Source organism: Mycobacterium sp. NPDC003449 (assembly GCF_053588415.1).
In genome coordinates this window covers 18,250-30,973 of sequence record NZ_JBSFPX010000076.1, presented here as the reverse complement: position 1 = coordinate 30,973, position 12,724 = coordinate 18,250, and the positions used below count along the sequence as shown (strand labels likewise).

Here is a 12,724-nt window from a genome sequence, read left to right as displayed (position 1 = left end):
CCGACGAATCCCGGTGCGCGGCCTGCGCGGCCAGGTCCTCCAGGATGTCGAGGACACCGAGATCGGCCGCCACCGGCCAGCGGTGCGCAGCTGGGCGTCCCGGCGCCTGGTCGGTGCGGATGAGGTCTTCGACGGCGGTCATCGTTGCGATCCTTCCGCGGTGAGCTGCAGGTCGCGGCTGCGCAGATGGGCCGCCACGGCGGTGAGGCTGTCCGCGACGACCCCTTGATCGACCCGGTGGGCCAGTTCGGTGGCGCCCGCGAAACTCAGCAGCTCGGGCAGTTTCGTTCCGACCCGGTCCAAGGTCCAGTCGAGGAAATCACCGTCGGCGACGGTGTCGAACCCGATCCAGTGGTTCTGCACGCCGGGGGTCAGATAGTGGTAATGCTCCTCGCCGGGGAACGCGTCGAACCGCAGATGCTCGAGTCCGGTGGCGGTGTCGAAGACGTGCAGCGTCGGGCCGCCGGCCCAGGGTGCGGTGCCGCCGTCCTCGAACAGCGCACGGCCCTCGACCCCGAAGGTCACCGCGCCGGCCGGATAGTAGGTGGTCGCCTCGACGACCACCGGAAGCGGATCACCCCGGTAGAGCTTGCCGAGCCGGGTCGTGGTGTAGGCGGGTGCGCTCATCGGTGGCTGTCCTCCGCTCGGGTGCCGGGCAATACGGTCGCGTCCTGCAGCCGGTCGGCCGCGGTGAAGGGGTGGGCGATGCTCCACGGGTCGGCGACCTCCCCGGTGAGCAGCCTGCGGCCGATCGAGTAGGGCTTCCACCGCACGGCGTCGTGGACGGTGTGGGTCCGTGCGTCTCGCCAGAACCGGTCCAGCCGCAATTCCGTACGGGTGGAGCTCGCGCCACCGATGTCGATCAGCCCCGCCGTCACATCGAGTGCGGCGGTGGTCGAGATCGATTTCGCCGCTGCGACGCCGTAGAACGCCTCCAGGACATCGGCCAGGGGGCTGGCCGCGGTGAGCCGGTCCAGCCGCCGTGCCGTCTGCGTGACGATCGCGCGGGCGCCCTCGACGGCGATCCAGAGTTCGCCCAGCCGGGACACCCCGAGCACGTCGTCGGCGAAATCGACCGCCCCGCTGCCCCGTCCGCCGTGCACGTGGTGGGCCAGCCCGATGGCGGCACCGAGCGCACCTTGGGCGATCCCGGTGTCGATCGCGCAGTGCAGCAGCTGGGACTGTGCCGAAACCCGGTAGCGGGCACGGGGATCGGGGCCTGCGCGTAACACGTCGAGCGCCGCGACCGGCACATCGTCGAGGATCGCGGTGCCGGATGCCGTGGTCCGCTGACCGAACCCCGACCAGTCGTCGACGATCCGCACCCCGGCGGCATGCCGGTCCACGAGCACGAAGACCTGCTCGCCCGTCTCGTCGCGGGCCTGCACGGCGATGCGGTCGGCGAGCAGCGCACCGGTCGAGTAGACCTTGCGTCCGGTGAGCCGATAGCCGCCGCCATCGCGACGCAGCGTGGTCGTCGCCTCGCCGGGCGGTCGTTCGCGGGGTTCGGCGCTGGCGTTGCCGAGCACCGCGCCGTCGGCCACCTGGCCGAAGATGTGGGCCCGCTGTTCGGGTGCGCCATGACGGGCGATGCGTTCCAGGGTGTTGAAATGGTTCTGCGGCAGTTGGCCGAGGCTGCCGTCGGCGGCGGCCACCTCGATGATCGCCGCCATCAATGTCTGGTAGCCCAGCCCGAGCCCGCCGAACTCGGCCGGGATCGACAACCGCCAGAAGCCGGCGTTGCGCAGTGCATCGTATTCGGCTGTGGGATAACGCCGTTCGAGGTCACGCTCGGACGCGGAGGCGCCGATGGCGCGCGCGACATCGGCGAGACCGTCGAGGAACGTCTGTGCCGGAACGTCGGTGCGCTCATCCAGCGCGGGCACGGTCATGGCTCGAAAGCTAGCGGGCGGGCCGAATCCGGCCCAGGATTTATCGCGCTGTGCACAAAACAATCCTGCATGGTGGGATCCGAAGAATATGGTTCGCGATGAGTCTTTACCTTGCCCGGGTCATCCGGGTGCTGCCAGGCTGGTCGGAGCATCCGCAGCCCACCTGGAGTCGATCGCATGCCCGCGCACCCCGGCGACGTGACACCGCTCCCGCTGCGCCCCCTTTCGCCGGTGCTCGGCGCCGAGGTCAGCGGAGTCGACCTGCGCGAACCGCTCACCGACGGGTTGGTCGCCGCGATCACCGCGGCCCTGTCCGAGCACCTCGTGCTGGTGTTCCGGCAGCAGATTCTCACCCCGGCCCAGCAGATCGCGTTCATGGGCAGGCTCGGGCCGCTGGCGCCGTCGAGCCCGGTCATCCCCGGGATCAGCCGCGAACACCATCAGGTCAAGGCCGTCGACGGTCGCCGGTCCGACGGGCGGGTGGACTACTGGCACAGCGACATCACCTACATGCTCGAACCGCCGTCGGTGACCGCGCTGTTCGCCAGGGTGCTGCCGCCGGCCGGCGGTGACACCGAATTCGCCTCGGCGGTCTCGGCATACGATCGGCTCAGCGTCCCGATGCGCGAGTTCGTCGATACCCTCACGGCCTATCACGACGACGCCGGACTGTCGTCGTACCTGAACGTCAACGGGCCCGGCGTATGGGAGGACCGGCTGGTCAGGGATCTGCGGCCGGTTCGCCATCCGGTGGCGGTGACCAATCCGCGATCGGGGCGGCGCGGATTGTTCGTCAACCACGCCTTCACCCGGTCGATCGACGGCCTGCTCGATGACGAGAGTGACGCACTGTTGGCCCTGCTGCTGTCCAGGCTGACCCGCGCCGAGAACACCGTGCGCATCCGGTGGGAGCCGGGAACGCTTGTGCTGTCCGACAACTGGTCGACAATCCACCGGGGGATCAACGACTACGGTGCGGCGACCAGAATCCTGCACAAGGTCAGCCTGCGCGGCGGCCGGCCGCCCGGCTCCGACCCGGGCTCACCGGTGCCCTCGGAGCGTCCGCCGGTCTCGCCGGTGTGGCCCGCGGCCGGCTGGCCGGTCAGAACAGCAGATCCGCGTCCGGTACGTGCTGTATAGCCCCGGCTCCACCGGCCAGGATCCTGGCGAACTCGGCGATGTCGGCGTCGCGCAGCCGATCTGACGGCCCCGACACCTCCACGGCCGCGATCGCGACACCGTCGGAGTCGAGCACCGGCGCGCCGACGCTGCGGATACCGGGCAGCTCCTCACCGGTGGACACGGCGTAGCCGCGGTCGCGGATCGCCCGCAGCTCGCCGGCGAGGCCGCGGACCGTGGTGAGGGTGTCGGGGGTGACGGCGGCCAACGGGGCGATCGCCCGCAGCAGATCCTCGGTGGGTTCGGCGGCCCAGGCCAGCAAGGCCTTGCCCAGTGCCGACGCGTGCAGTGCCAGGCGGTCGCCGACCTTGCGCTCGAAGCGCAACGCATGCGAGGACGGGACGTGGATCAGCACCACCGCCTGTCCGTTGACCCGAGACCCCAGGCTCACCGATTCGCCGGTCCGCGCCGCGAGCGCGGTGAGAATATCGGCCGTGTTGGCGGTCCGGTCGGCGGTGAGCAGGCCGTTGGCGATCTCGATCAGCAGCGGGCCGGGACTGTATCGGTCGCTGGCCGCATCCTGGGTGAGCAGGCCGCTGGCCACCAGGGTCTGCAGTAGCCGGTGCGCGGTGCTCACGTTGAGCCCCACCTCGCGCGCCAGATCGGACAGCCGCAGGTCCCGGCGTCCGTCGCGGAACCGGGCCAGCAGGGCCGAGGCGCTGCGCACCGACCGGACGATGCCCCGCTGGCTTTGCTCCGGTGGATCGTCGGCGGGGTCGGCCGGGCTGGCAGGCATGAGCCATTAGACCATTGCGGCGCGATCCGGCCACCCGGCATCGAGTCGGTGCCATGGCAATGTTTTCTGCTGTGCGGGACAGTTTGGTGCATAGCGAAATTAATGGTTGCCGCGGCCCGCCGTCGCCCCTAACCTCTGGCAGGTCCGACGGGCATACCGCCCGAACATCCGAACCGAACGGTCCCGTGAGCATCCAGCCGGCACGACATCTGCACCTCAACGCCAACATCACCGATGCGGGCAAGCACCCCAGTGCCTGGCGCCATCAGCGCGATCCGCTGGCATTCCTGACACCGCGGTATTTCACCGAGATCGGCAGGCTGGCCGAACAGGCCACCTTCGACGCGGTGTTCCTGTCGGACTGGCCCGCGCTCGCCGAGAATCCGCCGGCCAAACCGTGGCAGTCGCTGGATCCCACCGTGGTGCTGGCCACCGTCGCGGCCGCCACCACCCATATCGGACTGATCGGTACGGCCTCAACGACATTCAACGCCCCGTACGAGCTGGCCAGGCGCTTCGCGTCGCTGGACCACCTGAGCGGGGGCCGGGTCGCGTGGAACATCGTCACCACGATGCACCCGCAGGCCGCGGCCAACTTCGGCGTGCCGAGCCTACCGGGCCACGACGAGCGCTACGCCCAGGCCGACGAGTTCGTCGACGTGGTCACCAAGCTGTGGGATTCCTGGCCGGCCGAGGGCTTGCGGCCCGATGCGGCCAGCGGCGTGTTCAGCGCCGAGCCCATCCCGGCCGTGGACCACGTGGGCCCGCACTACCGGGTGGGCGGACCGCTCAACGTGCCCCGCACGCCGCAGGGCAGGCCGGTGCTGGTGCAGGCCGGATCCTCAGAGCAGGGCAGGAATCTGGCCGCCCGCTGGGCCGATGTGGTGTTCACCGTGCAGACCGTGTTCACCGACGCCCGCGACTTCTATGCCGACATCAACGCCCGGGCCCGCGGGTTCGGCCGGGCCCCCGGTTCGGTCCTGGTGCTGCCCGGTCTGTTCCCCGTGGTCGGCTCCACCGAGGCCGAGGCGCTGAGCCGGCTCGAGGAGTTCAACGCGCAACTGGACTATCAGCGCGAGCTGCGCCGCCTCGCCGGTCAGCTCGGGGTGTCGGTGGACGATCTTCGGCTGGACGAACCACTCGATCCGCGGCTGGTTTCGGGGTCCGTGCAGGGTTCGCACGGATTCCTGAACACCACAGTCAGTTTCGCCCAGCGATCGGGTCTGACCATCCGGGAGCTGATCAACCGCAACGGCGGTGCGCACCGGATGGTCGTCGGAACGCCCGAGCAGATCGCCGACGACATGCAACGCTGGTTCACCGGGCGCGCCGCCGACGGCTTCAACCTCAACTTCGACGTCTATCCCGACGGGCTGCGCCTGTTCGCCGAGCAGGTGGTGCCGGAGTTGCGCCGTCGCGGCCTGTTCCGACGGGAGTACGAGACCACCACGCTGCGTGGCCATCTCGGATTGGCACAGCCGTCGCAGGCACTGGCCGGAGCGCGGGCATGAGCGCGCCGACCGCCTCGCGCGCGCCGGGTCGCGCCCACCGCTTCGAATCCGCGTGAGGACAACCGTCGCGCCGCCCGGCCGAACCGGGCATCGTGGCGCCAAACGCATGCCCGAAACCGTCCGACCACAGTGAGGAACGTCGATGGCTCAACGCATCACAGCCGCCGAGTTGCTGGATGCCCTGCAGAACTCCGATCGCCAGATCGCCCTGCTGGATCTGCGCAGCCCGCTGGAACGCAGCAACGGCCACATCGCGGTCAGTGCCGGGCTGCCGCTGCACGAACTCGAACAGCGGGTGGCCGACCTGGTGCCCAATCTCGGCACCAGCATCGTCCTGGCCGGCCACCCCGAGCTCGACGAGCGGGGCGCCGAACTGCTGGCGGGCCTGGGTTATCGCGATATCGCACTGCTGGACAACGGTATCGACGGCTGGAAGAGCGCGGGCGGGCGGATCTACACCGGGACCAACGTGCGCAGCAAGACCCTCGGTGAGTGGATCGAGCACACCTACGGCACCCCGACGGTCGACAGTGAAACGGTCGAGGCCTGGCGCACCGCGGGCGAGGACGTCGTGATCCTCGACAGCCGCACCCCCGCCGAGTACCACAACCACCACATCCCGGGCGGGCACAACACCGGCGGCGGAGCCGAGATCGCCTACCGGGCGGCGCAGGTGATCACCGACCCGTCGACCAAGGTGGTGATCAACTGCCAGGGCCGCACCCGCGGCATCGTCGGGGCGCAGTCGCTGATCAGCACCGGCATCGCCAACCCGGTGTTCTCACTGCACAACGGGACGCCGGCATGGCAGCAGTCGGGTCTGCCGCTGGTGTTCGGCCCCGGATCGGATCTTGCGGCACCGCAGTCGGTCTCACCCGAGCTGACGGCCTGGGCGCGGCGTACGCTGGCCGCCGCGCAGGCGCCGGTGCTCGACGCCGGGCAGGTCCAGAAACACCTGGACGACGACGGGTCGGTCACCTACCTACTCGACGTCCGCTCACCCGCCGAGTTCGCGGCCGGGCATTTCACCGGGGCGGTCTCGTCTCCCGGTGGTCAGCTGGTGCAGGCCACCGACGAATACGTCGCGGTCCACAAGAGCAGGCTGGTGCTGGTGGACACCGCCGACTTCGTGCGCGCGGCCAACACCGTGCAGTGGTTGCGGTTCCTGCACGACGGCCCGCTTGCCGTCCTCGCCGTCGCCGAGGACACCGATCTGGTCCGCCCGCATCGGCCTTCGCTGCCGGTGCCGACGGTGCCGACGATCGCCGCCGAGGAACTGGCCGCGCTGACCTCGGCGCGCCTGGTGGACCTGCGCAGCTCGGGGCGGTACGCGGCGGGGCACCTTCCCGGTTCGGTGCATGCCCGCCGCGAACATCTCGGTGACCTCGTCGCCGCCGCGGGCGGTGCGCCGGTGGTGCTGATCGGGGACGAGGATTTCGCCGCCGAGCATGTGGTCGCGGGTCTGGACGGCGACGTCCGGGTGCTCGAGGGCGGGATCGGATCGGTGCCCGGCGCGCTCAGCGACCAGGATCCGCGGTATGCCGGCGAGATCGTGGACCACACCGGGGCGCCGGACTTCGGCCCCGAGCGTGACGCCTGGTACGCCGCCTACTTCGCGTGGGAACTCGGGTTGCTCGAGGAATCCGATGGCGACCCGTTCTTCGATTTCGCGGCGGTGGACAGCGCATGACGGACACCGCGACGGCCGTGCGGTCGGCCTCACCGCAGACGGTGGCGGATCCGGGCACGGTGGTGCGGGACTACCGGCCGGCCGCCAAGGACCGGCGGTGGGGGACGTCGCGGGCGGTCACGCTCGGCATCCGGTTCATCGTTCCGGTGCTGCTGCTCGTGGTGTGGCAGCTGGTGGCGGTGTCCGGGCTGGTGAGCCCGACGGTGCTGCCGGGGCCGCTGACCATCGTGGACAGCTACCGGGAGCTCGCCGAGACCGGGGATCTGCAGGCGGCACTACCGATTTCGCTGCAGCGGGCCGGTCTCGGGCTGCTGATCGGCGGGACCGCGGGCCTGGTGCTTGGCGTCGCGGCGGGGCTGTGGGCGGCCGCCGAGCGGATCTACGACGCGCCCCTGCAGATGTTGCGGACCGTGCCGTTCATCGCGATGGTGCCGTTGTTCGTCGTCTGGTTCGGGATCGGCGAGGAATCCAAGGTCGCGCTGATCGTGGGTGCCTCGATCTTCCCGGTGTATCTGAACACCTATCACGGGATCCGCGCGATCGACCGCAAGCTGCTGGAGGTCGGGCAGACCTTCGGGCTGAGCCGCGGCGAGGCCATCCGGTTGGTCGTCGTCCCCTTGGCCATGCCGTCGATCCTGGTTGGCTGGCGCTACGCCGCGGGCATTGCGCTGCTGGCCCTGGTCGCCGCCGAGCAGATCAACACCACGTCGGGGATCGGATACATCCTCAACAACGCCAACCAGTTCCAGCGCACCGACATCATCGTGGCCGGGATTCTGGTCTATGCCGCGCTGGGCATCACGGTCGATGTCATCATGCGGCTGATCGAGCGCGCCGTACTTCCCTGGAGGTCCACCCATGACGGCGGTTGACGAGTCACCGGCGCGACAGGCTCAGCGCCACGTCATCGAACTGGCCGGACTGTCCAAACAATTCGGCAGGCAGGTCATTCTCGACGACTTCTCGCTGACCGTGCGCAAGGGCGAGTTCGTGGCGCTGCTCGGGCGCTCCGGCACCGGTAAGACGACCCTGCTGCGGATCCTGGCCGGATTGGAGGATGCCACCTCGGGCCACCTGCGGATCGCCGCCAGGACATCGGTGGTGTTCCAGGAACCCCGGCTGATCCAGGCCCAGCGGGTCTGGAAGAACGTCGTGCTGAGCACATCTCGGTCCGATGACACCTACCGGCGGGCGGTGGACGCGCTGACCGAGGTCGGGCTCGCCGACAAGGCCAAGGCCTGGCCCAAGAGCCTGTCGGGCGGGGAGGCGCAGCGAGTCGGGCTGGCGCGCGCCCTGTTCCGTTCGCCCGAGCTGTTGCTGCTCGATGAACCGTTCGGGGCGCTGGACGCGTTCACCCGCAGAACCGCACAGGATCTGGTCACCACGCTGTGGCAGGACCACCAGGTCGGGGTGCTGTTGGTCACTCACGACATCGAGGAGGCGATCCTGCTCGCCGACCGCATCGTGGTCCTCGGCCACGGAACCGTCCAGGCCGACATCCCGGTGCATCTGGGGCGGCCCCGCGACGTCACCTCGACCCAGTTCAACGACATCAAACGCGCGGTGCTCGACAGCCTCGCCACTACCGAAAGCCCGGCGAATTGACCATGCTGAAACGAACATTCGCGCTCCTGACGGCGCTGGCCACCGCGGCGCTGCTGGCCGGCTGCTCATCGGGGTCAGGCGACGATGCCAATGAGCTGACGATCGCTTACCAGGACAACGGAATTCCGGCGCTGATCAAGGAATCGGGGGTACTCGACGACGCCCCGTACCAGGTGAACTGGGCGATCCTGGCCGGCCCGGCCGCGAACCTGTCCGCGCTGTACGGCAAGACCATCGACGTCGGTCACATGGGCGACACCTCCCTGACGATCGAGCAGGCCAACGCGGCCGCCGACTGGACCGAGCAGACCGTGCCGCTCAAGATCGTGGCGGGCTGGCGCAACAACTTCGATCCGCGGTTCACCCCGCTGGTGACCGCGGTGCGCACCAGCACCGGCATCGACAGCACGGCCGGTCTGCGCGGTCACTCCTGGGCCTACAACTTCGGCGGCTACAACCACGGCCAGTACCTGGTGTCGCTGGCCAAGGCCGGGTTGGCCGAATCCGACATCAAGCCGGTGAAATTCAACGACGGAAACGCGTCGGCGGCGGCCTTCAACTCGGGGCAGGTCGATGTCTACTCGGGTGGTCAGGCGGCGATCCTGGAATCGGTGACCAACGGCAAGGCCAAGATTCTGCTGACCGACCGCGATACCGAGATTCCGGCGCTCAACGTGTGGACGGCGCGCACCGATGTCCTGGCCGATCCGGTCAAGGACACCGCGCTGCGGGACTTCTTCGGCCGGCTCGCGGGGTTCTGGGACTGGTATGACGCCAATCCGGAGCAGGTGAAGCAGACGCTGAAATCCACCCTCAAACTCACCGATGAGCGAACCGACTTCGAGTACCGGATCCGCAGCGGGGGATTCCGCAAACTCGACGGCGAACTGGTGGCCGAGGAACAGGCCGTTGCCGATCAGTTGCACCGCAGCGGTGTGGTCAAGAAGGGCGTCGACGTCGCGATCGAGTACGACCCGCGCTACAACGACGTGCAGAAGGCCGAAGGTCCGCCACCGGTGGCGAGATAGGGCGGTGGCTAGAGCCGGCCTTCGGTCCGCAGGTCCGGATGTACCCACCGCGGTGCGCGCCGCTGCTTGAACGCGGCGAATCCCTCGGCGGCCTCGTCGCCGCTGTAGCTGGCCTTCATGCCGATCCGGTCGTAGAGCCCCAGGTAGTTGTCCAGGCTGGACTTCACCACGCCCCTGGCGCGGGGCGCGGTGCGGCAGCACTGGGCGAGCACATCGCGTGCCGCGTCGAACAATTCGTCGTGGGCCACCACGCGGGCGACCATGCCCCAGCTCACCGCCTCCTCGGCGCTCAGCGTGCGCCCGGTGAACATCAGGTCGCGGGTGCGCACCGGGCCGATCAGCCGGGCCAGCATCTGGCTGTAGTAGGTGTCGGCGATGCCGCGGTAGAGCTCGGGCACCCGGAAGGTGGCGCGGTCGCTGACGACGGCCATATCGCTGCAGATCGCGATCTGCAGGCCGCCGCCCTGGCACAGCCCGTTCACCGCACTCACCACGGGCTTGACCGACTGGCGCAGGGTCTCGAACGGTGTCACGTCCATCGAGAGCGCGGCGCCGAAACTCATCCAGTCGTCGGCGCCGTCGCCGCCGCCCAGGTCGCCGCCGGGGGCGAACACGTCACCGCTGCCCGTGATCAGCAGACCCGCCAGGTCGGGATCGGCCTCCACATGCGTCACCGCATACCTGATGCCGAAGTACATCGCCGGGGTCATCGCGTTGCGGGCCTCGGGGCGGTCCAGCGTGACGACGCCGAACGGGCCCTGGCGGTCGAACCTGAGATACGGCGTGCCGAGCCAGTCGCCCTCGGGTGGTCGCGGTGTCGGTCCCGGTGTCATAGGCGCGACTATAACGGCAACGGTATCGCCTTCAGTCGACCCGCCTGCGGGCCAGCACGGCGTCGACGTCGGCGGAACTGGGAGCGCAGTCCCCGGCGCCGCGCACCAGGGTCGCCAGCGCCCCCGCGGCGCAGGCCCGGCGCAGCGCGAGTTCGTGTCCCGAGGGCCAGCCCGCGGCCAGCACCCCGGCGAACACATCGCCCGCTCCTGCGGTGTCGACGGCCCGGACGGCCGGTGCGGGGACGTCGAAACGTTCGTCGGCGCCCAGGTAACTGGCGCCCCGCGAGCCCCGGGTGATCACCAGATGTGGCACCGGCCAATGCCACTCGGCGGCCTCGCTCTCGTTCACCACCACCACGTCGACCAGCTCGGACAGGGCAAGCAGGTGATGGGCCGAGGTGCCGCCGGGTGAGGCGTTGAGCATGACGACCGCACCGGCCGCGCGGGCCAGCCTGGCCGCGGCGATGGCGGTGGGTGCCGGGATCTCCAGCTGCATCAGCACGACGTCGGCCGCCGAGATCGCGGCGCGGGCGGTCGCCGAGTCCACGTCGAGCCGCGAGTTCGATCCCGGGGAGACGACGATGTTGTTCTCGCCGGCGGCGTCGACCACGATCATCGCCAGACCACTCGGGCCGGGCACGCTCGCGACCGCGTCGACCGCCACGTCGTTGGCCTCCAGATGGGCCCGCAGCGCGTCGGCCGCGGCGTCCGCACCGACCGCGGCCACCAGCGCCACACCGGCGCCGGCGCGGGCCGCGGCCACCGCCTGGTTGCCGCCCTTGCCGCCCGACGCCGACGTCTGCGACGACGCCAGCACCGTCTGGCCCGGGCGCGGCAGCGCCGCGACGTTGAAGGTGAGGTCTGCGTTGATGCTTCCGACGACGCACACGCGCGCAGCGACCATGGCCGCAACGCTAGACCAGGGGCAGGCTGACACGTGTCGAACCCTGTCAACAGGTTCGATACGCTGGCTGGATGAGCGTTGAGACGGAGTCGAGGGCGGTCGGGGACACCGGTCTGCGCGATCAGGTGCACGACGCCGCGCGCCGCGCCAGGGTGGCGGCGCGGACGCTGGCGACCCTGAGCACCGCGACCAAGAACAGCGCACTGCACGCGGCGGCCGACAGTGTGCTCGCCCGCGTCGACGCCGTGCTGGCCGCCAACGCCGCCGACCTCGACGCCGCCCGCCGGGCCGGGACCCCGGAGGCGATGCTGGACCGGCTCGCGCTCAACCCGCAGCGGGTGGACGGTATCGCCGCGGGCCTGCGTCAGGTCGCTGGCCTGCCCGACCCGGTCGGCGAGGTGCTGCGCGGCCGCACCCTGCCCAACGGTCTGCAACTGCGTCAGCAGCGGGTGCCGCTCGGCGTGGTCGGCATGGTGTACGAAGGGCGCCCCAACGTCACGGTCGACGCGTTCGGGCTGACCCTGAAATCCGGCAATGCGGCACTGTTGCGGGGCAGTTCGTCGGCGGTGCGTTCCAACGAGGCACTGGTGGAGGCGTTGCGGGCGGCACTGGTGGCCGAGGGGCTGCCCGCCGACGCCGTGCAGCTGCTGGCGAGCCACGACCGGGCCAGCGTGACCCACCTGATCCAGGCCCGCGGTCTGGTCGATGTGGTGATCCCGCGCGGCGGGGCCGGCCTGATCGACGCCGTAGTACGCGACGCGCAGGTGCCGACGATCGAGACCGGTGTCGGCAATTGCCATGTCTACGTTCACGAATCGGCCGATCTCGACCTGGCCGAGCAGATCCTGCTGAACTCCAAGACCCGGCGGCCCAGCGTGTGCAATGCGGCCGAGACGCTGCTGGTGGACCGGGGGATCGCGGCGAGCGCGCTGCCCCGGCTGACCGCGGCGCTGCGCGAGGCGGGGGTCACCGTGCACACCGACCCGACCGACGACGAGCTGCGTGCCGAATTCCTGTCGATGGACATCGCCGTCTCGCTCGTCGACGGCATCGATGCCGCCATCGACCACGTCAACGAGTACGGCACCGGGCACACCGAGGCCATCGTCACCACGAATCTTGCTGCAGCACAGCGTTTCACCGAGCGGGTTGACGCAGCTGCGGTAATGGTCAACGCGTCCACCGCGTTCACCGACGGAGAGCAGTTCGGTTTCGGCGCCGAGATCGGCATCTCCACCCAGAAGCTGCACGCCCGCGGACCGATGGGGCTGTCCGAACTGACCTCCACCAAGTGGATCGTGTGGGGCGACGGTCAAACCCGCCCGGCCTAGGACAATCAGGAGAGA

At 69.8% G+C, this 12,724-nt stretch carries 12 protein-coding genes; 7 read left to right on the top strand and 5 right to left on the bottom strand.

All coding sequences use genetic code 11. The features are described 5' to 3' along the window. Positions 1 to 138: 138 nt before the first annotated feature. On the bottom strand, positions 139 to 627 hold the full coding sequence (locus ACWDTP_RS19685; RefSeq protein WP_450022747.1) for a DUF7700 domain-containing protein: 489 nt from the start codon (positions 625 to 627) through the stop codon (positions 139 to 141). Continuing rightward, on the bottom strand, positions 624 to 1,892 hold the full coding sequence (locus ACWDTP_RS19680; RefSeq protein ID WP_450022745.1) for an acyl-CoA dehydrogenase family protein: 1,269 nt from the start codon (positions 1,890 to 1,892) through the stop codon (positions 624 to 626). The genes ACWDTP_RS19685 and ACWDTP_RS19680 overlap by 4 nt, the downstream gene beginning before the upstream one ends. 177 nt (positions 1,893 to 2,069) lie before the next feature. Between ACWDTP_RS19680 and ACWDTP_RS19675 the strand changes: the two genes are divergently transcribed. Beyond that, on the top strand, positions 2,070 to 3,032 hold the full coding sequence (locus tag ACWDTP_RS19675) for a TauD/TfdA dioxygenase family protein (RefSeq protein ID WP_450022743.1): 963 nt from the start codon (positions 2,070 to 2,072) through the stop codon (positions 3,030 to 3,032). Here ACWDTP_RS19675 and ACWDTP_RS19670 read toward each other — a convergent pair. After that, positions 2,995 to 3,807, bottom strand: a complete 813-nt coding sequence (locus tag ACWDTP_RS19670) for an IclR family transcriptional regulator (RefSeq protein ID WP_450022741.1) — start codon at positions 3,805 to 3,807, stop codon at positions 2,995 to 2,997. The two genes, ACWDTP_RS19675 and ACWDTP_RS19670, sit on opposite strands and share 38 nt — an antisense overlap. 185 nt (positions 3,808 to 3,992) lie before the next feature. On the opposite strand from ACWDTP_RS19670, the gene ACWDTP_RS19665 reads away from it, so the two are divergent. From ACWDTP_RS19665 to ACWDTP_RS19645, 5 genes are all read left to right on the top strand, one after another. Then, entirely contained in the window at positions 3,993 to 5,318 is a 1,326-nt protein-coding gene (locus tag ACWDTP_RS19665; protein ID WP_450022739.1) for an LLM class flavin-dependent oxidoreductase, read from the top strand. Between the two features lie 142 nt (positions 5,319 to 5,460). Beyond that, complete coding sequence (locus tag ACWDTP_RS19660) at positions 5,461 to 7,008, top strand: rhodanese-like domain-containing protein (protein ID WP_450022737.1); 1,548 nt, start codon at positions 5,461 to 5,463, stop codon at positions 7,006 to 7,008. Continuing rightward, entirely contained in the window at positions 7,005 to 7,880 is an 876-nt protein-coding gene (locus ACWDTP_RS19655) for an ABC transporter permease (protein WP_450022735.1), read from the top strand. Before ACWDTP_RS19660 ends, ACWDTP_RS19655 begins: the two co-directional genes overlap by 4 nt. Then, the gene (locus tag ACWDTP_RS19650) at positions 7,867 to 8,613 is read left to right on the top strand and encodes an ABC transporter ATP-binding protein (RefSeq protein WP_450022733.1); all 747 of its coding nucleotides are present in this window, start codon (positions 7,867 to 7,869) and stop codon (positions 8,611 to 8,613) included. Before ACWDTP_RS19655 ends, ACWDTP_RS19650 begins: the two co-directional genes overlap by 14 nt. Before the next feature lie 2 nt (positions 8,614 to 8,615). Then, the gene (locus tag ACWDTP_RS19645; protein ID WP_450022731.1) at positions 8,616 to 9,641 is read left to right on the top strand and encodes an ABC transporter substrate-binding protein; all 1,026 of its coding nucleotides are present in this window, start codon (positions 8,616 to 8,618) and stop codon (positions 9,639 to 9,641) included. Between the two features lie 8 nt (positions 9,642 to 9,649). Here the strand turns inward: ACWDTP_RS19645 and ACWDTP_RS19640 are convergent, their stop codons facing one another. Then, positions 9,650 to 10,474: an enoyl-CoA hydratase/isomerase family protein gene (locus ACWDTP_RS19640; protein ID WP_450022729.1), complete on the bottom strand. Its 825-nt coding sequence runs from the start codon at positions 10,472 to 10,474 to the stop codon at positions 9,650 to 9,652. A 31-nt stretch (positions 10,475 to 10,505) separates the two neighbouring features. Then, positions 10,506 to 11,378, bottom strand: a complete 873-nt coding sequence (locus ACWDTP_RS19635) for a PfkB family carbohydrate kinase (protein ID WP_450022727.1) — start codon at positions 11,376 to 11,378, stop codon at positions 10,506 to 10,508. 71 nt (positions 11,379 to 11,449) lie between these two features. Here ACWDTP_RS19635 and ACWDTP_RS19630 point away from each other — a divergent pair, with 71 nt between their 5' ends. Then, positions 11,450 to 12,709 (top strand): glutamate-5-semialdehyde dehydrogenase, encoded by a 1,260-nt coding sequence (locus ACWDTP_RS19630; protein WP_450022725.1) that lies wholly within the window; start codon positions 11,450 to 11,452, stop codon positions 12,707 to 12,709. Positions 12,710 to 12,724: the final 15 nt, after the last annotated feature.

Bases quoted from the DNA above. Each gene is read 5' to 3' on its own strand.
- ACWDTP_RS19680 (WP_450022745.1), bottom strand. From the start codon at position 1,892: ATGACCGTGCCCGCGCTGGATGAGCGCACCGACGTTCCGGCACAGACG.
- ACWDTP_RS19640 (WP_450022729.1), bottom strand. From the start codon at position 10,474: ATGACACCGGGACCGACACCGCGACCACCCGAGGGCGACTGGCTCGGC.
- ACWDTP_RS19650 (WP_450022733.1), top strand. From the start codon at position 7,867: ATGACGGCGGTTGACGAGTCACCGGCGCGACAGGCTCAGCGCCACGTC.
- ACWDTP_RS19660 (WP_450022737.1), top strand. From the start codon at position 5,461: ATGGCTCAACGCATCACAGCCGCCGAGTTGCTGGATGCCCTGCAGAAC.
- ACWDTP_RS19630 (WP_450022725.1), top strand. From the start codon at position 11,450: ATGAGCGTTGAGACGGAGTCGAGGGCGGTCGGGGACACCGGTCTGCGC.
- ACWDTP_RS19645 (WP_450022731.1), top strand. From the start codon at position 8,616: ATGCTGAAACGAACATTCGCGCTCCTGACGGCGCTGGCCACCGCGGCG.
- ACWDTP_RS19655 (WP_450022735.1), top strand. From the start codon at position 7,005: ATGACGGACACCGCGACGGCCGTGCGGTCGGCCTCACCGCAGACGGTG.
- ACWDTP_RS19685 (WP_450022747.1), bottom strand. From the start codon at position 627: ATGAGCGCACCCGCCTACACCACGACCCGGCTCGGCAAGCTCTACCGG.
- ACWDTP_RS19675 (WP_450022743.1), top strand. From the start codon at position 2,070: ATGCCCGCGCACCCCGGCGACGTGACACCGCTCCCGCTGCGCCCCCTT.
- ACWDTP_RS19670 (WP_450022741.1), bottom strand. From the start codon at position 3,807: ATGCCTGCCAGCCCGGCCGACCCCGCCGACGATCCACCGGAGCAAAGC.
- ACWDTP_RS19635 (WP_450022727.1), bottom strand. From the start codon at position 11,378: ATGGTCGCTGCGCGCGTGTGCGTCGTCGGAAGCATCAACGCAGACCTC.